This is a genomic window from Agromyces sp. Y782 (genome assembly GCF_059445405.1).
The window spans coordinates 2,655,330-2,675,720 of sequence record NZ_JCAIUG010000001.1; the positions used below are offsets into that span (position 1 = coordinate 2,655,330).

General features: G+C 67.6%; 18 protein-coding genes. 10 read left to right on the forward strand and 8 right to left on the reverse strand.

The window, feature by feature from the left end; translation table 11 throughout:
* Nucleotides 1–2: 2 nt before the first annotated feature.
* The 4 genes from AC1C2S_RS12000 to AC1C2S_RS12015 form a co-directional block, all read right to left on the reverse strand.
* A complete protein-coding gene (locus AC1C2S_RS12000) occupies nt 3–2,429 on the reverse strand; it encodes a TIM-barrel domain-containing protein (protein WP_495352753.1) in 2,427 nt (808 codons plus the stop codon).
* Between the two features lie 24 nt (nt 2,430–2,453).
* A complete protein-coding gene (locus tag AC1C2S_RS12005) occupies nt 2,454–3,368 on the reverse strand; it encodes a sugar ABC transporter permease (protein WP_495352754.1) in 915 nt (304 codons plus the stop codon).
* A 1-nt stretch (nt 3,369) separates the two neighbouring features.
* Nucleotides 3,370–4,989 carry an ABC transporter permease subunit gene (locus tag AC1C2S_RS12010; RefSeq protein ID WP_495352755.1) on the reverse strand — a complete coding sequence of 540 codons (1,620 nt, stop codon included), beginning with the start codon at nt 4,987–4,989 and terminating at the stop codon, nt 3,370–3,372.
* Between the two features lie 91 nt (nt 4,990–5,080).
* On the reverse strand, nt 5,081–6,277 hold the full coding sequence (locus AC1C2S_RS12015) for a sugar ABC transporter substrate-binding protein (RefSeq protein ID WP_495352756.1): 1,197 nt from the start codon (nt 6,275–6,277) through the stop codon (nt 5,081–5,083).
* Between the two features lie 303 nt (nt 6,278–6,580).
* Between AC1C2S_RS12015 and AC1C2S_RS12020 the strand changes: the two genes are divergently transcribed.
* The 3 genes from AC1C2S_RS12020 to AC1C2S_RS12030 all read left to right on the forward strand — a co-directional run bounded on the left by AC1C2S_RS12020 (nt 6,581) and on the right by AC1C2S_RS12030 (nt 9,762).
* Nucleotides 6,581–6,994 (forward strand): DUF7144 family membrane protein, encoded by a 414-nt coding sequence (locus AC1C2S_RS12020; protein WP_495352757.1) that lies wholly within the window; start codon nt 6,581–6,583, stop codon nt 6,992–6,994.
* Nucleotides 6,991–7,389: a DUF7144 family membrane protein gene (locus AC1C2S_RS12025; protein ID WP_495352758.1), complete on the forward strand. Its 399-nt coding sequence runs from the start codon at nt 6,991–6,993 to the stop codon at nt 7,387–7,389. The genes AC1C2S_RS12020 and AC1C2S_RS12025 overlap by 4 nt, the downstream gene beginning before the upstream one ends.
* 222 nt (nt 7,390–7,611) lie before the next feature.
* A complete protein-coding gene (locus AC1C2S_RS12030; RefSeq protein ID WP_495352759.1) occupies nt 7,612–9,762 on the forward strand; it encodes an acyl-CoA dehydrogenase family protein in 2,151 nt (716 codons plus the stop codon).
* A gap of 122 nt (nt 9,763–9,884) precedes the next feature.
* Here the strand turns inward: AC1C2S_RS12030 and AC1C2S_RS12035 are convergent, their stop codons facing one another.
* Nucleotides 9,885–10,724: an ABC transporter permease gene (locus tag AC1C2S_RS12035; RefSeq protein WP_495352760.1), complete on the reverse strand. Its 840-nt coding sequence runs from the start codon at nt 10,722–10,724 to the stop codon at nt 9,885–9,887.
* Nucleotides 10,721–11,767 (reverse strand): ATP-binding cassette domain-containing protein, encoded by a 1,047-nt coding sequence (locus AC1C2S_RS12040; RefSeq protein WP_495352761.1) that lies wholly within the window; start codon nt 11,765–11,767, stop codon nt 10,721–10,723. The genes AC1C2S_RS12035 and AC1C2S_RS12040 overlap by 4 nt, the downstream gene beginning before the upstream one ends.
* Nucleotides 11,768–11,851: 84 nt before the next feature.
* Between AC1C2S_RS12040 and AC1C2S_RS12045 the strand changes: the two genes are divergently transcribed.
* Nucleotides 11,852–12,625, forward strand: coding sequence for a TetR/AcrR family transcriptional regulator (locus AC1C2S_RS12045; protein WP_495352762.1), 774 nt, complete (start codon nt 11,852–11,854; stop codon nt 12,623–12,625).
* A 7-nt stretch (nt 12,626–12,632) separates the two neighbouring features.
* On the opposite strand, the gene AC1C2S_RS12050 is transcribed toward AC1C2S_RS12045, so the two are convergent.
* Both AC1C2S_RS12050 and AC1C2S_RS12055 read right to left on the reverse strand, forming a co-directional pair.
* Complete coding sequence (locus AC1C2S_RS12050; protein WP_495352763.1) at nt 12,633–12,806, reverse strand: HPP family protein; 174 nt, start codon at nt 12,804–12,806, stop codon at nt 12,633–12,635.
* Between the two features lie 272 nt (nt 12,807–13,078).
* A complete protein-coding gene (locus AC1C2S_RS12055) occupies nt 13,079–14,092 on the reverse strand; it encodes a malate dehydrogenase (protein ID WP_495352764.1) in 1,014 nt (337 codons plus the stop codon).
* Between the two features lie 174 nt (nt 14,093–14,266).
* Here AC1C2S_RS12055 and AC1C2S_RS12060 point away from each other — a divergent pair, with 174 nt between their 5' ends.
* The 6 genes from AC1C2S_RS12060 to AC1C2S_RS12085 all read left to right on the forward strand — a co-directional run bounded on the left by AC1C2S_RS12060 (nt 14,267) and on the right by AC1C2S_RS12085 (nt 20,385).
* Entirely contained in the window at nt 14,267–14,869 is a 603-nt protein-coding gene (locus AC1C2S_RS12060) for a hypothetical protein (RefSeq protein ID WP_495352765.1), read from the forward strand.
* Nucleotides 14,870–14,930: 61 nt separating this feature from the next.
* Nucleotides 14,931–16,046, forward strand: coding sequence for a prolyl aminopeptidase (pip, locus tag AC1C2S_RS12065; RefSeq protein ID WP_495352766.1), 1,116 nt, complete (start codon nt 14,931–14,933; stop codon nt 16,044–16,046).
* A gap of 79 nt (nt 16,047–16,125) precedes the next feature.
* A complete protein-coding gene (locus AC1C2S_RS12070) occupies nt 16,126–16,884 on the forward strand; it encodes an alpha/beta hydrolase (protein ID WP_495352767.1) in 759 nt (252 codons plus the stop codon).
* 506 nt (nt 16,885–17,390) lie between these two features.
* Nucleotides 17,391–18,023 (forward strand): hypothetical protein, encoded by a 633-nt coding sequence (locus AC1C2S_RS12075; protein ID WP_495352768.1) that lies wholly within the window; start codon nt 17,391–17,393, stop codon nt 18,021–18,023.
* A gap of 2 nt (nt 18,024–18,025) precedes the next feature.
* Nucleotides 18,026–19,378, forward strand: a complete 1,353-nt coding sequence (locus tag AC1C2S_RS12080) for an MFS transporter (RefSeq protein WP_495352769.1) — start codon at nt 18,026–18,028, stop codon at nt 19,376–19,378.
* Nucleotides 19,375–20,385, forward strand: a complete 1,011-nt coding sequence (locus AC1C2S_RS12085; protein WP_495352770.1) for a TolB-like translocation protein — start codon at nt 19,375–19,377, stop codon at nt 20,383–20,385. Before AC1C2S_RS12080 ends, AC1C2S_RS12085 begins: the two co-directional genes overlap by 4 nt.
* The last annotated feature ends 6 nt before the right edge of the window (nt 20,386–20,391 follow it).

Genomic DNA, 20,391 nt, shown 5'->3' on the forward strand with positions numbered 1-20,391 from the left:
GATCATGCTGTGGTAGTCACGAAGACCTCCAACAGCGCCGCCATGAGCACCGGCGGCAGCCTGATGCTCGCCAGCTCGTCCACAAGCGCCAGCCCGTCGAGTCGATTCACGGCCCGATAGGCGTCGTCCTTGAGGTCGACCGCGACTCGCGCTCGCTGCAGCAGGTCGAGGGCATCCGCCGTTGCGTTCATCGGGCGCCGGCGGGCGCCGACGACGCGCAGCTCGATTCGGGCGTGGAGGTCCACGCCCGCCACCTCGAGGCGATGAGCCGGGGCAAGCAGCGTCGCAGCGTCATCCACTGCTCGCCCGATGTCGCACAACTCCCTCTCTTCTCCATCGACGACCACGACCGCGCTCTCGATCGATTCGATGCCCTCGAGGTCGAAGCCCAGCCTGTCCACGACGCGAGAACGATCGGTGTTCCGGCTCGTCAGCAGCATCTGGATGTCGACGCATCCGTCATCTCGCTGGTGCATGGCCTGCGACACAGTCGTCCGCCACGCGTCAGGCGACGCGGACCCGTCGTCTTCGATCAGCACCGAGGATGCGTTGCCCGGGTACACGCGGAGCAGAAGCTCGCGGGGGTTCTCGGCGACGTGTGATGTCGCGTCCATCGCGAGAGGGAGCACCGCTCCTGCGCGCACGAGCACGGGATATCCGTCGAGACCACGGTGGAGTGTTGTCGTTCGCCCACCGCGATAGAGCCTGCCCGTGAAGAGGTCCGTCCAAGACCCGTCGGGAAGCCACACCGTCGTCGCCCCGACTTGGGCGGCGTCGTCGAGCGGCGTCGTGATTGGCGCGACGAGGATGTCGGGCCCCAGGAGGTAGACGTTCCGGTGCAGGTAGGCGCCCTCCTCGTCGGGGTACTCGTGGTACATCGGCCGGACTACTGGCATCCCCTCGGAGTGCGCCCGCCATGCCGCCGTGTAGAGATACGGCACCAGGACATGGCGCAGGCGAAGGAACCGCGACGCGATGTCCCCGAGCTCCGGTCCGAGCAGGCGCGGCTCCTTCGAAGCGAACGGACTGGACGAGGAGTGCAGGCGGTTCACCGGCGAAAAGGCTCCGAACTGCATCCAGCGCAGGGTCAGCTCCGGGTCCGTCTGCCCGTGCATGTGACCGCCGATGTCGTGACTCCACCAGTAGTAGCCAACGTTCGCGGCGGTGCTCGTGAAATACGGCTGGAAGGCGAGCGACGCCCACGTCGCATGCGAGTCGCCTGAGAATCCGACCGGATAACGGTGGCTGCCCGGGCCCGCATAGCGCGAGAGCGTCACGGCCCGACGCCCCGCGCGCTCCAGATCGGTGAAGTGCACGTGGTTGAGCATCCACAGAGGGTCGAGGCCGTCGATGCGCGAGACGTCACCCGACTGCCAGTCGAGCCACCAGAAATCGACGCCCTGCTCTTGGAGCGGATGGTGCGCATGCGTCAGATACGCGTCGACGAATGCCCTCGATGCGATATCGAACGGGATCGCATCACCTGACTCCGGATCAACACCGAGTGCCCGCGCGACTGCAGGATAGGCATTCTCGTGCCGGCGGATTCCATCCGCAGGATGGAGATTCAGCGTGACCGCGATTCCGCGTTCATGCAGCGCATGGAGGAATGCGGGCGGATCAGGGAACAGCGCCGTGTTCCACGTATATCCGGTCCATCCCGTTCCGAGTGCCGGGTCGATGTCGACCAGGTGCCAATCCATGTCGAGCACCGCCACCGAGAAGGGCACCCGGTCCGCGGCGAAGCCATCCATGAGCGAGGCGAACTCGTCCGCGCTATAGGGCCAGTAGCGACTCCACCAGTTGCCGAGCACGGAGCGGGGCACCAGGGCGGGCGGTCCGGTGAGTCGGAAGTAGTCGTCGAGGGCACCCTGGTAGTCGTGCCCGTGGGCGAAGAGGTAGATGTCGTGGCCGTGGCCGGGTCGCGTCGCCGGCCAGCCGTCTGCGCCGAGGATGACAGACCGCGAGTCGTCGAGTGTCGCGAACCCGTACGTCGAGAGGATCCCGGGATCGAGTGGGCATTCACCGTCGACCTCGTCGAGGGTGCGAGCCGTGCCACCGAGGTTGCCGCGCAGGGGAAGCGACTGCGGGAGCGCTTCGCCGAACCGCCAGGTGGAGTAATGGATGTCGGGCGCGGCGAGAAGGGTGACCGACAGTCCCGAGGGGGAGAACTCGCGGCCGTTGTAGTGCAGTTCGAGGAAACCCGTTCGGAGAGAGAGCCCGCTCTCGCCGTGAGTGACTGTGAACTCGGGAGTTGGGAACCGGCGATCCACGACGACGGCCGTCGGTTGGTCGACGAAGGCCGCGTCCTCGCTCCATTCCATGCGGATGAGCCGCTCGGTGAGGACGGTGAACCGGTATCGATCACCTTGGATCACGGCTCCCGCACGGGCAGCGCTGAGCGCGACGTCTCGGGTGGCGATAGTCAATTCGAGCCTCTCTTGGGGCTGCCGTCAGCCCTTGGTGGAGCCGGCGGTGAGGCCGGAGACGATGTACCGCTGCAGCACGAGGAACAAGAGGACGACCGGGATGGCGGCGATGACGGCTCCGGCCGCGAACAGGCCCCACGGCGCATTGCGCTCGTCGGATCCCCAGTTGTACAGGCCGATTGCCAGCGTGAACTGCTCCGATCGCTGCAGCACGACGCGCGCAATGATGAAGTCACTGAAGGTCCCGATGAACGACAGGAGGCCGACGACCGTCAGGATGGGCGTGACGAGGCGGACGATGATGCGCCAGAAGATCTGCGCGTGGCTGGCTCCGTCGATCTTCGCGGCCTCGTCCAACTCGCGTGGCACAGTGTTGAAGAACCCGTACATGAGGAATGTGTTCACCCCGAGCGCTCCGCCCAGGTAGACGAAGACGAGTCCCAGGTGGGAGTTCAACCCGAGCAGCGGGAAGACGTCGCCGATCGCCAACAGCACGAGGAAGATCGCCACGAACGCCAGCATCTGGGGAAACATCTGCAGCAGCAAGAGCGTCGTCAATCCCGCGCGCCGTCCGGTGAAGCGGAAGCGTGAGAAGGCGTAGGCCGCGGCCGCGCCCATGAGCACGGTGCCGATCGCCGTGAGGGATGACACCAGCAGGGAGTTCCTCATCCACGTTCCGAACGGAGTGGACCACAGCTCGACGAAGTTCTCGAGCGACACCACACGGAAGAGTTCGTACGAACCCGTCAGGGTGCCCGATGGGTTGAGCGACGCGGACAGGGCGTAGAGCAGCGGGAAGACGCAGATCACGATCATGACCGCCGCGACGACATAGCGCCAGCCGATCTCCGACCAGAACCGTGCACCCCGCAGCCGAGTATTGTTCGGCCGCACTGTCGCGTCCACGGTCGCGACGGCTGCGGTAGTCACCTTGGTCATGTCAGATCTCCTCCAGACGACGCGTACGGCGGAATCCGAGCCACGAGATGACGCCGACCAGGACGAAGATCACGAGCGAGAGAGCGCTCGCGACGCCGTACTGCTTGCTCCCGCTCTCGAAGGCGACGGAATAGACCATCGAGATGAGGATGTCGGTGTGGCCCACCACGTAGGGCGTGCCGGCGAAGTTCGGACCACCGCCGGTGAGCATGTAGATGAGGGCGAAGTTGTTGAAGTTGAACGCGAAGGACGAGATCAGCAGGGGAGCGACCGAGATCATCACGAATGGCAGCGTGAGGTGGCGGAAGACCTGCCAGCGGTTGGCACCGTCGATCCGGGCGGCGTCGATGATGTCCGAAGACACGGCCTGCAGCGCGCCGGTGCAGATGAGGAACATGTACGGGAAACCGAGCCAGAGGTTGACCAGGATGAGGGACACCTTGGCGAGGAACGGATCTGTCAGCCACGGCACGTCCGCCCCGCCCAGAAGCACCACATTGATGTAGCCGAAGCGGTCGTTGAGCATGCCCGCCCAGACGAGCGCGGAAAGGAAACCCGGGAACGCGTACGGCAGGATCAGCAGCGACCGGATGATCTTGCGCCCTCGGAGACGCTGATCGTTGAAGGCGACGGCAAGGAAGATCCCGAGCGCGAACGTGGTGACGACGGACAGGAGCGCGAAGCCGAACGTCCACAGGAAGATCTCGATGAACGGACCGACCATGCGCTCATCGGCGACCATCGCCGTGAAGTTCGAGAATCCGACACCGACGCGCCACCCGGGGGTGAGCACGGTCCCATCGTCGGAGACGAAGTTGCCGGTATCGCTGACGTGGTACACGGTGCCATCCGTCGTATTGACGAACGTGTCCGTCTCCGAGTCGTACTGCAGCACCGGCACCGCGATGAATCCCGATGAGCCGTCCTGCGTGCGCAGCGATCCGTCCGCGGGATCCTCCGACACGGGGACTCGCAGGTCGACGACATCGGTCTGTCTGTCGGCGATGTCCACGAAGGTGAGCGTGTCCCATCCTGGGACGGCCGCGACCCTCTCGTCTTCCACCGTCGCGTCGCTGACTTCGCCGAGAGGCTGCTCAGCGGTGCCGAGAAGCACCTCGCCGTCGTCGAGCACTGCGAAGGCCAGCTGATCGCCGTTCGAGAGAACGGTGAGCTGGAATGTGCTCGACCCCTCCACGCGACGCTCGTTCTGCACCGAGATCTGCTCGATGGCGTCTTCCTGCGTGGAGTTGTGGCCGTCACCGTAGTTGGTGAAAGCGACGTATGCCGTGTAGCCCATCGCGAAGATCTGGTACGCGAACAGGAAGATCAGCCCGGGGATGAGGTACTTCGCCGCAACCGCCCGCCGCGAGAAATACGCCCAGTTGACGAAGGCGAGAGTGACGATGAGGAAGGCGACGATGGCCCATTGGCCGATCGCCCATGCCGCGAGCAGGCCGTACAGCCCGAACGCGTCCGCGAGCCCGACCAGCACGAGCTTGACGAAGAAGCCAGGCGAGAGGGTTCGTTCACCCGAGCCTCGCCGGCCGGGGCGGACGGGGCGACCGGGGGGTTTCGGGGGCAGTGTCTGTGCGACGGGGTCGGAAGAAGTGGAAGTGGTCATCGATGATCCTCAGTGCGGCGATCGGTGCGTACGCAAACCCTGCTCCCGCCCGCCCGAGTGATGGGCGGGCGGGCGGAAGCAGCGAAGCCGATCAGCCGTTGTCGATGGCGTCCTGGATGTTCAGAACCAGAGAGTCCCACCCCGCGATGGGGTCGACCTGGCCGTCGATGATCTGGGCCTCGGTGGCGCCCCAGAATCCCCAGACCGCGCTCATCTCGGGAATCGCGGGCATCGGAGCGCCTGAGGCGCCTGCCTCGGTGAATCCGGCGATGATCGGGTCGTCGACCTTCTCCGCCGAGGCGATGAGCGCCGGGCTGCGCTTGCTGGACTCGTAGAGCATGTCCTGTGCCGCTTCGGTCGTCATGTAGTTGACCACGAACTCGTTCGCGAGCACCGGGTTCTTGGTCTTCGCCGAGATGAAGATGCCCGACACCCCGACGAACGGCTGCGCAGGCTGACCGCCCGCACTCGGGATCGGCAGCACCGTGAAGTCGATGCCGGCCTCCTGCATGCCCGGGATGCCCCACGGACCTGTGATGATGTAGGGCGCTTTGCCGTCACCGAACGCCTGCCCGGCGACAGCGCCGTCGACGGCGATGTCGAGAGTCCCGTCCCGGCCGAGCTTCGCGATGTACTCGGCGAAGGCATGCCCGGCATCGCCGCCCATCGCCAGCTCCGACGTGTATGAACCATCCGCGTTCTGCTTGAACACGGGGGCACCGAACGAGGTCTGGAGCGGGTACATGTGGTACGGGTCCGACGACTCACCCTGCTGGATGAGCACGGAGAACTCGGTGCCGGCCGTCGCGGCCTCGGTGATCAGCTCGTCGAACGTCGTGGCTTTCGTCTCCGACAACAGTGCGTTGTTGCGCACGAGCGCGACGTTCTCGAGCGCCAGGGGAACGCCGTAGTACTGACCGTCGTAGGCCATCGCCGCAGATGCCACCTGAGCGAAGTCGTCGGCCTTGTCGCCGAGGTCGATCGGCGCGACGACACCGTTCTTGATCCATTCACCGAGACCGTCGTGCGCCGAGATGATGAGGTCGGGGCCTTCGCCCGTGGGAACCTGGGCGACGAAGTCCGGCCCGATGTCTTCCACGGCCTTCTCGACGAGTTCAACCGTGACGCCGGACTCCTCTTTGAATGCCTCCACAAGGGGCTGCATTTCGGCATACCGGTTCGGATCCACCCACAGAGTGAGCGTCTCTTCCGTAGTCGCGGCGGGCTCTCCCCCGTCGGGGCTCGCGCAAGCCGCGAACGTAAGTACGACGCCAAGAGCGCCGATCATCATGATGCTCCTTCGCATCATCACTCCTCTTCGGGTTAGGCCCGCCACTTCAGCGAGGCTGATTGCTCACAGCGTAGATCAGAATTGCGTTAGAACGGCATATATTTTCAGGCGTTCTGCATATCATTTCCGTAACGCACCGCGGTCGTCGGTCCCGCGCCTGGGATACGACGAAAACCTAACATCATTCGGTTTATGATCGAACGGATGCCGCTGAGTCGCGCGCGTTTCGAGACAGGCGAGCCCCCACAGCGCTAGCATCGGCGCAGAGGCGCCGCGTGCGCGGCGCAAGGGGGGCTCCGCATGTCCGATCAGTTGACTCGACCGACGGGGGTGACGGTCGTCGCGATTCTCGCCTGGATCGCCGGCGCGCTCGACATCGTCTCGGGAACCATCCTGCTGTTCCAAGCCGGAGTCACGTCCGTCGCCGACGGACTGGGCGGCACCGGTCCGCTCTATGCCGCCGCGATCGGCTCCATCGTGCTCGGCCTCGTCGTCGTGGTGGTCGCCGCCGGTCTCCTCACCGGCAATTGGGCCGCGCGCATGATCATCACGGTCGCCGAGGTGCTCTCGATCATCGGCTCGCTCTTCCTCGCCTTCGCGTACCTTGGCGGTGCGGTCGGCGAATGGCTCGGCATCCTCGTTTCGCTCATCGTGCTGTTCCTGCTCTGGGGGCACAAGTCGAGTGTGTTTTTCGGAAGCCGGAGCCCCGCGTGAACGCGATCGGCCGCCCGGGCGGCGTCACGTTCATTGCAGTGCTGGTCTGGATCAGCGGCCTCCTCGACATCGTCGGCGGCACGATCCTGCTCTTCCAGACGAGCATCGCTGCGACCGTGGAGCAGTTCGGCGGCGCCGGTCAGCTCATCACTTCGGCGATCATCACGATCCTGATCGGTATCGTCCTCATCGCCGTCGCCGGCGGACTCCTCCGAGGCAGTGCCGGTGCTCGCGTCGTCGTGACGATCTTCCAGGCGCTCTCGATCGTGAGCTCGGTCTTCCTTGCCATCGCCTACCCGGCCGGAGCCATCGGCGAGTACTTCAGCGTCGCCATCTCGGTGATCGTCCTGGCCCTCCTGTGGTCGGGGCGTGCGAACGCGTTCTTCCGCAGCTGATCACGGCCGCGGTCGATTGCGGCCGTGCTGTCGGGCCGTCTCGAGGTTCCCCTTGTGGATTCTCGGATGCGCAGCGTCGGCGAGTTTGTAGGGTAGTCACAGTCGCTCACGAGACGTCATCGGGCGGTTTTGTAGGGCACGGACGCAGGGTTTCCCCGCCACGTCGCCCCGTCCTACCGTGGAAGGAAGCCCAGACCGCACACGAAGGACGAGACACCGACGATGGTTGACACGGCACCCCGCACGACTTCGAAGCAGAAGCAGCAGCAGACGACGACGCCTGAGCGATCGGCCGACACGGCGTCGTCGAAGCCGGCGCGCACCGCGGCATCCGCACCATCGCAGCAGGCGAACGGCGGCGCGGCCACCGTGGCACGGGTCGATGTGGCGACGCTCGGCCGGCAGCTGCTCGGCACCTGGCCCGACATCCGCCTCGAGGCGCGAGAGCGCGCCGCGCGCCCCGACCTGCAGCGCATCGAGGGCCAGCCGATGGCTGAGCATCGCGAGCGCGTGCTGCAGCAAATGATGATCCTGGTCGAAACGCAAGCCGTGCACCGCGCGTTCCCGACTTCGCTCGGCGGCCACGACGACCACGGCGGCAACATCGCCGCGTTCGAAGAGCTCGTCATCGCCGACCCGAGCCTGCAGATCAAGGCGGGCGTGCAGTGGGGCCTCTTCGGTGCTGCCGTGCTGCACCTCGGCACCGAGTTCCACCACGAGACGTTCCTGCCCGACATCATGTCGCTGAAGGTGCCGGGCGCGTTCGCGATGACCGAGACCGGCCATGGTTCGGATGTCGCGGCGATCGGCACGACCGCGACCTACGACGAGGCCAAGCAGCAGTTCGTGATCAACACCCCGTTCCGCGGCGCGTGGAAGGACTACCTCGGCAACGCCGCGGTGCACGGCACCGCTGCCGTCGTGTTCGCGCAGCTCGTCACGAAGGGCGTGAACCACGGCGTGCACGCCTTCTACGTGCCGCTTCGCACTGCGAAGGGCGGGTTCCTCAAGGGCATCGGCGGCGAAGACGACGGCCTGAAGGGCGGGCTCAACGGCATCGACAACGGCCGTCTGCACTTCACGAACGTGCGTGTGCCTCGCGTGAACCTGCTGAACCGCTACGGTTCGGTCGCCGAAGACGGCACCTACTCGAGCCCGATCGCGAGCCCGGGCCGCCGCTTCTTCACCATGCTCGGCACGCTCGTGCAGGGCCGCGTCTCGCTCGACGGCGCGGCGACGACCGCTGCCGCGATGGCCCTCACGATCGCGATCACCTACGGCAACCAGCGTCGCCAGTTCAACGCGGCGAGCGACACCGACGAAGAGGTGCTGCTCGACTACCAGCGCCACCAGCGGCGTCTGCTGCCGAAGCTCGCGACGACGTACGCGCAGATCTTCGCCCACGACGAGTTCCTCGTGAAGTTCGATTCGGTCTTCTCTGGAGCGGCCGACACCGACGACGACCGCCAAGACCTCGAGACGATCGCGGCCGCGCTGAAGCCCCTGTCGACGTGGCACGCACTCGAGACGCTGCAAGAAGCGCGCGAGGCATCCGGCGGTGCGGGCTTCCTCGCCGAGAACCGCATGGTGGGCCTGCGTCAAGACCTCGATGTCTATGCGACCTTCGAAGGCGACAACAACGTGCTGCTGCAGCTCGTGGCCAAGCGCCTGCTGACGGACTTCTCGAAGCAGTTCGCGAAAGCCGACGCCGGCGCGATGGCACGCTACGTCGTCGCGCAGACCGCAGACCGCGCGTACCACGGCACGGGCCTCCGCAGCCTCGCGCAGACCATCGCCGACTTCGGCTCGACGGCGCGCTCGGTCTCAGAGCTCCGCGACGAGCAGACGCAGCGGGAGCTGCTCACCGACCGGGTCGAGGCGATGATCGCCGAGATCGCCGGGCGACTGCGCGACGCGCGCAAGCTGCCGAAGGCCGATGCGGCTGCGGCGTTCAACCGCAACCAGAACGAGCTCATCGAGGCAGCTCGCGCACACGGCGAGCTGCTGCAGTGGGAGGCGTTCACTCGAGCACTCGCGAAGACGAGCGATCCCGGCACCAAGCAGGTGCTCACCTGGGTGCGCGATCTCTTCGGGCTCGGCCTCGTCGAGGAGCACCTCGCGTGGTACCTGATCAACGGCCGGCTCTCGCCGAAGCGCGCGCAGGCCGTCAGCGCCTACATCGACCGGCTCGTCGAGCGTCTGCGCCCCCACGCACAAGATCTCGTCGACGCGTTCGGCTACTCGCCCGCGCACTTGCGCGCGAAGATCGCCTCGGGCGCCGAGCAGGAGCGTCAAGACGAGGCGCGTGCCTACTACGCCGCCCAGCGCGCCGCCGGCACCCTTCCCGTGCCCGAGAAGTCGAAGAAGAAATAGCCCTTTCCTCCCGCTGGTCGAGTAGCGCGAAGCGCGTATCGAGACCTGTCACCAGATCTCGATACGCGTCGTGCTTCGCCCGGCGCTACTCGATCAGCGTTCTCGCTCCCGCGGGGTCCGCGTCAGCGGCGCAAGCGCCGGTATGCGGCCGCCGCGAGCGGCAGGAACACCACGGTGATCACGAGCGGCCAGACGGATGCCGCGAGCACGGCGTTCTCCGCGAACCATCCGCTTGTCGTGCCCGTGGGGTTGCCGAACAGTTCGCGGGTGGCGGTGGCGGTCGCCGAGACCGGGTTCCACTCGGCGACGACGCCGAGCCAGCCGGGCATCGTCTCGGCCGAGACGAACACGGTCGAGAGGAATCCGATCGGCCAGACCAGCACTTGCACCACGGTCGTCGCACCGGCGCTCCTGAACCGCAGGCCGAGGAAGATGCCGAGCCACAGCAGCGCGAAACGCAGCCACAGCAGCAGCGCGATGCCGAGCGCGATCTCACCCGGGCCCGTGGTCGGGCGCCAGCCGATGAGCATGCCGCCGAGCATGAGCACTCCGAGGCTCAGAGCTGAGGAGGCCAGGTCGGCGATCGCGCGACCGAGTGCCACCGAGGCGCTCGCGATCGGCAGTGAACGGAATCGATCGGTGATGCCCCGCTTCGCGTCTTCCGCCATCGCGGTCATCGTCGACTCGAGCCCGAAGAGCATCGTCAGCGCGAACATGCCGGGCAGCAGGAACGCGATGTAGTCGCCGCCGCCCGGCAGCTCGATCGCGCCGCCGAAGAGGAACCCGAACATCAGGATGAGCATGATGTTGAAGGCGAGTCCGAAGACGATCCCCCAGGGTTCTCGCACCCAGTGCATCATGTCGCGGCCGGCGATCAGCCAGCCTTCGCGGGCGGCGTTCGGGCGGCGGTCCCGGGTGACGGTTGCGTCGGCGATGGCGGTGGGCGGGGTGATGGCGGTCATCGTGCCTCCTCGGTGTCGTGGTGCCGTGCGGTGTCGGCGATCGGGTCCGCGGTTGATGCGGCAGCGTGGCCGGCCGGGAGTGCAGCACCGCCCGGACCGGTGAGGTGCAGGAAGACCTCGTCGAGCGTGGGTCGGCGAAGGGAGAGGTCGTCGACGGTGAGGGCGGCGGCGTCGAGAGTGCGCACGATCGGGGCGAGCGCCTGCTGGCCGTCGGCGACCTCGACCGTGACGGTTCGGGTGTCGGTGTCGACGGATGCCTCGACCCCCACGGTTCGCCCGATGAGCTCGGCCGCTTCGTCGAGCCGGCTGGCTTCGGCGATCACGACGGAGACCCGGTCACCGCCGAGTCGCCGCTTCAGCTCACCGGGCGTGCCTTCGGCGACGACCGTGCCGTGGTCCATCACCGAGATGCGGTCGGCGAGCTGGTCGGCCTCGTCGAGGTACTGCGTGGTCAGCAGCACGGTGGTGCCGGCGGCCGCGATCTCGCGTACGGCCTGCCAAACCGTTGCCCGACCGCGGGGGTCGAGTCCCGTGGTGGGCTCGTCGAGGAAGAGGATCGCCGGAGTCAGCACGAGGCTCGCCGCGATGTCGAGCCGGCGCCGCATGCCGCCGGAGAATCCGGAGACGGTGCGGGACGCGGCATCTGTCAGCTCGAAGGAACCGAGGAGATCATCGGCGCGACTCCGTGCGCGGGCCTTCGAGAGCCCGCTCAGACGTGCGAAGAGCACGAGGTTCTGGTGGGCGGTGAGCGCCTCGTCGACCGCGTGGAACTGGCCGACGAGGCCGATGCGCTCGCGAACGCGGGCGGGGTGGCGACGCACGTCGATGCCGTCGATCTCGGCGGTGCCGGCGTCGAGATCGGTCAGCGTGGTCAGGCAGCGCACGGCGGTGGTCTTGCCGGCGCCGTTGGGGCCGAGGAGTCCGTGCACCTGGCCGCGGGCGATCTCGAGGTCGAAGCCGTCGAGTGCGTGCTCGCCGCCGTAGCGCTTGCGGAGGCCGACCGCTCGAAGGGCCGTGGAATCAGTGGTTCTGGGCGGAGTCATGAGTGTCATCGCATCCTTCAACGTACGCCGTACGGACTTGTTTCTTGCATACCGTACACCATACGAAGAATGTAGGCTAGCGCCATGTCGACCGAATCCACCGGGCGCGGCGAACCCGACCGCACGCTGCGGCTGCTCTGGCGTGCGCGGCTCGGTGAACCGCTCGGCTCCCGCGGGCCCAAACAGCGTTCCAGCGTCGACGAGGTGGTCGAGGCAGCGATCCAGATCGCCGACGAAGAGGGCATCGACGCGCTCTCCATGCGCCGCATCGCCGATCGCCTGGGCCTCAAGCCGATGTCGGTCTACACCTACGTGCCCGGCAAGGCCGAGCTCATCGATCTCATGGTCGACCAGGTCGCCGGCGAGGTACCGCTGCCCGAACTCGAGGGCAGCCTACGCGAGCGGCTCACCGAGATCGCGCGACTGCAGTGGGGCGAGTACCTGCGGCATCCGTGGCTGCTCGCGATCGATACGAGCCGGCCGCCGCTCGGCCCGAACGTCTCCGACCACTGGGAGTGGTGCCTCGGCGCGATCGACGGGCTCGGCCTCGCCGACCTCGACATGGACCGCGTCATCACGCTGCTGCTCGGGTTCGTCGGCGGGCCTGCGCGGGCCTACCTCGATGCCGAACGGCTGCGGCGATCGAGTGCCGAGTCCGACCTCGAATGGTGGGAGCGCAACGCGCCGCTGCTCGAACAGATCATGGACGGCGAGCGCTACCCGATCTCAGGTCGAGTGGGTCAGGCGGCCGGCGAGGCCTACGAGGCGCCCGCCGATCCGCTCGGAGCGTTCGAATTCGGGCTCGCCCGCGTGATCGACGGCATCGAGGGGTACGTGGCATCGGTGCGCGCCGCCTGAGGGCCGGTCACTGCTCGGACGGCGGCCTCATCAGTGCGCCCGCAGCGAGCCCCACGACGACTCCGGCAGCCGACCAGAGCCAGAACCCCGTCCACAGGCTGATGCCGACCCCGACGATTGCACCGACGATGAGCCCGACGATGAGTTGGTTGCGACGTGCGGGAGTCATCCGTTGGGCCATGCACCAAGCCTACGTGCGCACGGTGGTCGAGCAGAGCGGCACACGTTGGTCGAGTAGGGGGCGGCACACGTTGGTCGAGTAGGGAGCGAAGCGAGCGTATCGAGACCGGTCGCGGGGTCTCGATACGGCGCTGGCGCGCCTACTCGACCGACGAATGGCTGGCGCGCCTACTCGACCGACGGGTTGGGGTCGCGGGGTCTCGATACGGCGCTGGCGCGCCTACTCGACCGACGAATGGCGGGCGGCCTACTCGACCGACGGTCGCGAGAAGGTCAGATGAGCCCGAGCGCGCGCACCGCCTCGCGCTCCTCCTCGAGTTCGGCGACGGATGCCGCGATGCGGCGCCTCGCGAACTCGTCGACCTCGAGGCCCTGCACGATGCGCCACGCACCATCGACGGACTCCACCGGGAACGAGGAGACGAGCCCCTCTGGCACGCCATAGGACCCGTCGGAGACGACCGCGGCGCTCGTCCAGCCGGCTTGGGTGCCCGCGACCCAGTCGCGCACATGATCGATCGTCGCGCTCGCCGCAGACGCCACCGACGACGAACCGCGCACCTCGATGATCTCCGCCCCGCGACCCGCGACCCGCGGGATGAACTCGTCGACGAGCCACTCCTTCGCCGCATCAACACCGCCCAGACGGGCGGCGAGCAGGGCCGGCACCGAATCGCCCGCCGCCGTCGCATGCGCGATGTCGGGGAACTGGGTCGCCGAGTGGTTTCCCCAGATGGTGACGCCGCGGATCTCGCCGACCGAACTGTCGACCGTCGCCGCGAGCTGGCCCAACGCACGATTGTGGTCGAGGCGGGTCAGCGCGGTGAAACGTTCGGCCGGGACATCCGGAGCATGCGCTGCCGCAATGAGCGCATTGGTGTTCGCCGGATTGCCGACCACGACGACACGGATGTCGTCGGCGGCTCCGGCGTTGATCGCTTCGCCCTGCGGGCCGAAGATCCCGCCGTTCGCCGCGAGCAGGTCGCCGCGTTCCATGCCCGCGGCGCGCGGGCGCGCGCCGACGAGGAGCGCCGTATTCGAACCGGCGAACGCGGCCCGCGCATCGTCGTAGACCTCGACGTGCGACAGCAGCGGGAAGGCGGAGTCCTGCAGCTCGAGCGCGGCACCCTCGGCGGCGCGCACCCCCTGGGGAATCTCGAGCAGGTTCAGCCGAACGGATGTCTCGTGGCCGAACAGTGCTCCCGACGCGATGCGGAACAACAGGGCGTATCCGATCTGTCCGCCTGCGCCCGTGAGCGTGACGGTGATCGGCTTCTCAGCAGCCATGTTCCGAGCCTATCCGTGGTGTTCACTCGCGCCGCCACATGGTGGCACCACGGCAGGGCCACGAGCACCCGACGATCCCCGAAGTGGGGGGTGAGACGAGCATCGGGCGCGCGTAGCGTGGCGAAAGAGGGTCCCTGCACCCCGCACGCCGCAGATCGGGGAGTAGGGCCGTTCATGCGCGCAACTGATGAATCCATCGAACGAGGCGTCGGCAGACCTTGGCGGCTGGTTGCGCTCGGCGCCGTCATCGGGCTGACCTGGGCGGCAAGCCTCCGCGGTCTCTTGTCGGTGCTCGCGGGCGTCGCATCGACGGTCGAATGGTCGGGCACATTCGTCCAGATCCTCGCGCCGGCGGCGATCGTCGGCGGCCTGTTCGGCTGGGCGGAGTACCTGCGCCGCTATAACGGGCCGCGCTGGCGGCGCTGGTTCGCCCTGTCGCCCCTCGTCTTCGGGCTCACCGCGCTGACCGGGGTCGGTGCGTGGGCCGACCTCGGCATGGCCGCCGTCGCGGTGATCGCCGGCACGCTCGTCGCGATCTCGGGCGGATACGCCCTATCGGGTGTCGGCCCGGTATGGGCGAGATTCCTCACCGGGCTGGTTGCAGCGGTGCCGGTCGTCGTCTTCGCCGTCGTCGCACCCGATGCGGCGGGCCCGGCATTCGGGTTGACACGTCCGCGCGGCGTCTGGGCGACGGTGTACTTCGCCGGGCTGCTCGTCGTCTTCTGCCTCGGCAACTCGATCCCGTTCCGGCGCGCGCCCCGCGCCGTCGAGCCGTGAGCCGATGCCCGGTGCGGCGCGGCATCAGCCGGAGGCATCCACTGATCGATACCGTGGCGCCATGAGAGAGATGTATCCGGAGATCGAGCCGCTGGAGACCGGCATGCTCGATGTGGGGGACGGCCAGCACATCTACTGGGAGGTGTCGGGCAATCGGCGGGGGAAGCCGGTCGTGTTCCTGCACGGGGGGCCGGGCGCGGGAACGACGCCTCAGTATCGTCGGCTCTTCGACCCCGATCGCTACCGGATCGTGCTCTTCGACCAGCGTGGTTGCGGACTGTCGATCCCGCATGCGAGCGAACCGGAAGCGAAACTCTCGGCGAACACGACCTGGCATCTGGTCGCCGACATGGAACGCCTGCGCGGCCATCTCAGCATCGACCGTTGGCAGGTGTTCGGCGGCTCGTGGGGGAGCGCGCTCGGTCTCGCCTACGCCCAGACGCACCCCGAGCGAGTGACCGAGATGGTGCTGCGCGGCATCTTCACCCTGCGACGACAGGAGCTCGACTGGTTCTACGAAGGCGGCGCCTCTGCGGTGTTCCCCGACCTGTGGGAGGACTTCATCGCGCCGATTCCGGCTCTCGAGCGGGGGCACCTCATCGAGGCGTACGCGCGGCTGCTGGCCGACCCGAACCCCGAAGTGCACGAGCCGGCAGCCATCGCCTGGGCGCGGTGGGAATCCTCGACGATCACCCTGCTGCCGCAGGCCGCGAACATCGCCCGGTTCACCGCGCCCGAGTATGCGACGGCATTCGCGCGCATCGAGAACCACTACTTCCGGCACGGCGGATGGTGGGAGGAAGGGCAACTGATTCGGGATGCCTCGCGGCTCCGCGACATCCCCTCGGTCATCATCCAGGGGCGCTACGACATGTGCACGCCCGCGATGACCGCGTGGGACCTGCACCGGGCATGGCCCGAGGCGGAGCTGACGATCGTCGACGATGCGGGGCACTCGTTCGACGAGCCCGGCATCCTCGACGCGTTGATCACGGCGACCGACCGCTTCGCAGGCGGCGACGAGGGCTACGGACCGGCGGGCGGCGATGCCGAGCGCGATGCCGTAGGGGTCGACGACCTCGCCGAGGAGGATGACGAGCTCGACGATGACGACGAGTTCGATGATGACGATGACGACGATGACGACCTCGACGACGGCAAGCGGGACGCGGAGTAGCGACGGATCATGACGTTCAATCCCGCGCCGAGATCAGCGCAGGCGCCTGCGGCACCAGCGCGGTCGGTCCGGTGAGGCTGTGATCGCTCGCCGGGTCGGACGCGTCGCCGTGGGCGTGCTCGCCGTGCTCGTGCTCATCGGCGTGATCTTCGCAGCGTGGGCGCACACGGTCATGGCCGGTGAGCGCACCCGCGCGCTCGAGGCGTGGCGCGATTCCGAGATCACGATCCGGCAGACGGATCACTCGTTCGTGATCGAGCCGGCGGAGGCTGGTTCCGATGTCGGGATCGTGTTCATCCCTGGAGCGAGGGTCGATCCGGCAGCGTACCTCTGGAAGCTCGGCGGGATCGTGGCGGAAACGGGGGCGACGGTCATCATCACCGAACCGACCCTGAATCTCGCGTTCTTCGACACCCGACCGCTCGAGGAGTTCACGGCCGACGCGCCCGGCATCGAGCGATGGTACGTCGGCGGCCATTCGCTCGGTGGGGTTCGCGCGTGCCAGATGGCGGCCGAGGCATCGGATGCCGCGTCGCCCGAGGTCGTCGGCATCATCCTGTTCGGCAGCTACTGCGCGAACGACCTGTCGGATTCGGGACTGCGCGCCCTGTCGCTCGTCGCGGAGTTCGACGGACTGAGCACTCCCGAGAAGGTCGGGGCCGCGTCGCAGCTCCTCCCCGCCGATGCCGTGACCGTCGTGCTCGACGGCGCGAACCACGCGGCCTTCGGCGACTATGGCGCGCAACCCGGTGATGGCACGGCCACGGCTGATGACGAGATCACCCGCGAGCGAGTCACCGCTGCCGTCTCGGAGTTCCTCGCGCAAGCCGCGTCATGATTCGCGGGTGATCGCGTCTCTCAGATGACGGCCATGCGATCGACGCATGCCGCAGTCAGATGGGAACCCGAAACCATGCGACGAAACGACCCAACCCCTCATCGCGAGTTCATCCGTGCCGACGGCATCGATGAAACGGTGGCCTGGCCATGCTCGTGCGGGCGCGGCGCCGATCACCGGTACCTCGAACCGAGGCGCCCGGCCGGTGCGACCGGAGCGATCCATCGTCCAGCCACCGCAGACGAGCATCGGATGACGCGTGCTGCGAGTCATCCGATCGCGACGGGCTGACGGGCCGGCGCTCCTGCATCGGCGTCGAGCTCCGGAGTCCCCGGAAATGGGGGGAGCGCGCGCATCGGTACCGCTCGTAGAGTATTCGCAGTCCGTGGAGTGCGTACCCTGCGCATCGAGCACTGAGGCGGAACAGACTCCCGAAGTCCCGATTCGTGCGCTCGCTCCGGTCTCGTCGTCTGTGCCGGCGGAGCCACGAAACGAGGGGAGGGCACATGACGTCGAAGATGCGATATGCGCTCATCGCGGTCGGAGTCGCGGTCGTCCTCATCCTGGCGATCGGTGTCACCCTGAATCGCCTCGCCGATGCCGCACCGCAAGCGGCTTCGGAGCCGACATCGTCGGCCGATGCGCGTGCCGACGATCGTGCAGCCGAGACGAACGCCACGCAGCCCCCGGGATCGTCGGGCGAAGACGGCGACGCCAGCGAGGTGCTGCCGCCAGTCGATCCGACGACGGGCCTGCCTGCACCCGTGGAGTACGCGCCGCTGATCTCGGCGCCGTTGCCGCCGAACGCCGCCGAGTCCGGGCGTCTCGTCGAGGGGTTTCCCTCGGCGGTCGCGGTGTACGAGGGATCGGAGATCGCCACGAGTTCCGTGAGTTCGTCGGATGATCGTCTGCAGGCGGCCGTCGAAGCCCGGAGCGACTCAGAACCTCAAGCCATTCTCGACTTCTACGTCAAGCACTTCGCAGCGCTCGGTCTGACATCGACGACGTCGCCGGCCGTGGGGGGCTCGCTCGCGCTCTCCTTCACGCGCGGCGGCGATGCACTCGTCGTGACCGTGACCGGCGACACCGGAGGAACGGTCTACACGGTGTTCGGAACGTTGACCGCGGCGGGAGGTTAGTCATGTACCTGTCATTCTCAGAGCTGCGCGCGAAGGCGAAGCTGGAACAGGATGCCGACGGCGATCCATCGTCGAGCCCAGACGGTGCGGACGACACGACCTCGACGGCCGGACGAACCTCCACAGTGCGCGTCGCCAGCAGCCGCGTGTCATCCGTGGTCATCGCGCTCGGCATCGTGAGCATGTTCACCGACATCTCATCCGAGGCGACCGCGGCGATCCTCCCGCTCTACATCACGGGCGTCATCGGGCTCTCGACCGTCGCCTACGGTGTCATCGATGGCCTCTACCAGGGCGTGAGTGCGGTCGTTCGCATCGCCGCCGGCTACGCTGCCGACCGCGGGGACAGCCCGAAATGGATCGCGCTGTTCGGGTACGGCGTCTCGGCGATCGCACGTGTCGGCCTGCTCTTCGCGACCGGATTCGCGGCGCTCAGTGCGGTCATCGTCGTCGACCGGCTCGGCAAGGGAGCCCGCACCGCCCCGCGCGACGCGCTGATCTCGGCGTCGTCCGCGCCGGAGAACCTCGGTCGGTCATTCGGGGTGCACCGCATGCTCGACACCGTCGGAGCAGCGATCGGCCCGCTGCTGGCATTCATCGTGCTCCTCTTCATCCCAGACGGGTACACGACTGTCTTCGTCATCTCCCTCGCCTTCGCGGTGCTCGGGGTGATCGTTCTCGGCCTGTTCGTACCGAACCGGCATCCGCGCGCCGAGGGCGCCGGCGTCGACACGGCGCCGGCACCGTTCCGCTGGAAACACCTCGCGAATCCTCGCTTGCGGCGGGTGCTGATCGTCGCCGGTCTGTTCGGCGTGCTCACGGTCGGCGACGGTTTCATCTACCTCGTGTTGCAGGATCGCAGCTCCTTCGCCGCCGAATGGTTTCCCCTGCTGTACGTCGGCACGAATATCGTGTTCCTCGCACTCGCCGTGCCGCTCGGCCGGCTCAGCGACCGGTTCGGAAGCGCCCGCGTCTTCGTCCTCGGACATCTCGCGTTGCTCGCGACGTACATCGTCGCGGCGATTCCCTTCACAGGCTGGGGAACGACGATCGTCTGTCTGGTGCTTCTGGGCACGTTCTACGCGGCGACCGACGGAATCCTCGCGGCACTCGCGAGCCGGGCGACACCGACCGAATCCCGCGCGAGCGGAATCGCCGCCGCACAGACCGTCGTCGCGCTGACCCGGCTCGTCGCCTCGATCGGCTTCGGCGTGCTCTGGTTCGCGATCGGACGTACCGAGGCGGTCGTGATCGTCGCGTGCCTGTTGGCCGTCACGATCCCGGTCGCTGCGTGGATGTTGTTCGGTGGCGCACGCGGGCCGGTCGACGCCGCCGAGCCGGAGCGCACGGTGTGAGCCCCCGGCTCAAGTGGGTGCTCGTCGTCATTGCAGCCGTCGCGCTCCTCGGCGGCTCGCTGGCATACGGACTCTCGGCGTTCGCGCGATTCCAGGCGCGCTCGAACGCGTCGAGCGAGGTCCCGTCCACCACGCTCGACCGCGTCGAGTCCGGGCAGATCGTGTTCCGATCAACGGCCGCAGGCGACGACTACGGCCTCGTCGCCGCCGTATGGGCCGATGCGCCGGGCTCGGCGCGTGCCGTACACGACCTCGCTTGCGACCGAGTGGATGCGACATCCGGGTTCGTCTCGTGCCTGCGCATCGTGCGCGGCATCGTCACGACGTTCGAGTGGGATGTCACCGACGCCACGTTCCGGCCGGAGTGGCAAGCGCCACTGCCGGGCGTGCCGAGCCGCACCCGAGTTGCGGACGACTCGCGGTACTGGGCGTCGACGGCGTTCGTCACGGGCCACTCCTACGCGACGATCGGGTTCTCGACCGCGACCGTGATCCACGGCTCCGACGGCACAGACCACGGCAACCTCGAGGACTTCGACTTCACCGTCAATGGCGAGCCCGTGACGGCCGCCGACCGGAATTTCTGGGGTGTCACGTTCGTTCGGGGGACCGACGAGTTCTACGCCACGGCCGCCTCGGGCGGCCGCACGTGGCTCGTGCACGGCGACCTCGGCGACCGTACGCTCGAGGCGATCCACGATGGCGTCGAATGTCCGTCGCTCTCGCCGGACGGCACCCGTATCGCGTTCAAGAAGATCACCGGCGACGCTCCCCAGACGCAGTGGACGATCGCCGTGCTCGATCTCGCGACGAGGGAGGAGACGGTTCTGCCCGAGTCGCGGGGCGTCGACGACCAGGTCGAGTGGCTCGACGACGACACGGTCATCTACGGGTTGCCACGCGCCACTGTCGCCGGCGACAGCGACGTCTGGTCGATCGCCGCCGACGGTTCGGGCGAGCCTGCCCTGCTCATCGAGCACGCATGGTCACCGTCGGTCGTGCGGTAGCCGGAT